We start from the raw sequence: 1,343 nt of genomic DNA on the forward strand, positions 1-1,343 counted from the left end.
CGCCGCACCCGCACCTGCCGCGCAATCCGCCGCCTGCCCGGCACCGGGCCGCCCGGTGGTGCGCCTCCTGTTGCGCGTACTGGCCGCGCTGGTGTTGCTGGTCCTTCTGGCGTGCGGCTACGCGGGGTACGACGCCTGGCGCTTCCTGCACACTCCACCCGCTTCCCCCGGCGCGGACGTCTACGTGGACGTGGAACCCGGCGCCAGTTTCGACAGGGTGACGAAGCAACTGCTGGACAAGGGCGCTGTGACCAGCGACTGGCGCTTCAAGCTGCTGGCCCACTACCACGGCTGGGAAACCTCGCTGAAGGCCGGGCGCTTCCTGGTGCACAGCAACTGGGCGCCCTTCCGGGTGCTGGATCAACTGGTGAACGGCCAGCCGGTGCTGTCGCGCATCACCCTGCGCGAAGGGCTGACCTGGTGGGAAACCGCCCGCCTGCTTGAGGTGGAAGGCTTCGTCACCGTTGAGGACTTCCGCGCCGTCATCACCGACCCGGTCTTCCTGCGCCATTGGGGCATCCCCTTCGACACGGCGGAGGGCTTCCTGTTTCCCGATACCTACCTGATCAAGAAGCCCGCCACGCCCGACCGGGAATCGGCCCGCGCCGTGGCCGGGCGGATGGTGGACACCTTCTGGCGGCGCGCCGCCCAGGTCTGGCCCGGTGGCCGTCCGGCCCGCGACGAGTTGCGGCGACTGGTCACCCTGGCCTCCATCGTGGAGAAGGAAACCGGCCAGCCCTCGGAACGGGGCCGCGTGGCAGGGGTGTACGCCAACCGGCTGCGCACCGGCATGCTGTTGCAGGCAGACCCCACCACCATCTACGGCCTTGGCGACACCTTCGACGGCAACCTGCGCCGCTCGCACCTGCAGGACGCCGCCAACCCGTACAACACCTACCGCCGCCCCGGCCTGCCCCCCGGCCCCATCTGCTCGCCGGGGCTGGAATCGCTGCGCGCGGCCACCACGCCGGAAAAGCACGGCTATTTCTATTTCGTGTCGCGCAACGACGGCTCGCACCAGTTCAGCGCCACACTGGACGAACACAACCGAGCCGTGAACCGCTTCCAGCGGGGCGGGCGCGCCAGGGGTGGAGATCAGACCGCCACGCAAGGCACACCAGCGACCCCCGTGAATCCCACGGACGCCACGGGTACCCAAGGTGCCACGGACGCCACGGGCGCCACGGGCGCCACGGACACCACATCTCCCGCGGACGCCGCCCCCCCGGCATCCGCCAGCACGCCGCCCAGGGCCCCGCAGGTTCAGGACAAGGCCACCGCACCCGATACGGGGGACAAGCCCGCCGAACCCGCCGCTCTCCCCGGCGGCACTATGGTACCGG

General features: G+C 70.6%; 1 protein-coding gene. It reads left to right on the forward strand.

All coding sequences use genetic code 11. The annotated features are described in order from the left end of the window. A partial coding sequence (mltG, locus tag FVW20_RS15630; RefSeq protein WP_231039161.1) for an endolytic transglycosylase MltG occupies positions 1-1,343 on the forward strand: 1,343 nt, incomplete at both ends.

Source organism: Nitratidesulfovibrio oxamicus, from assembly GCF_015731765.1.
Classification (GTDB): domain Bacteria; phylum Desulfobacterota; class Desulfovibrionia; order Desulfovibrionales; family Desulfovibrionaceae; genus Cupidesulfovibrio; species Cupidesulfovibrio oxamicus.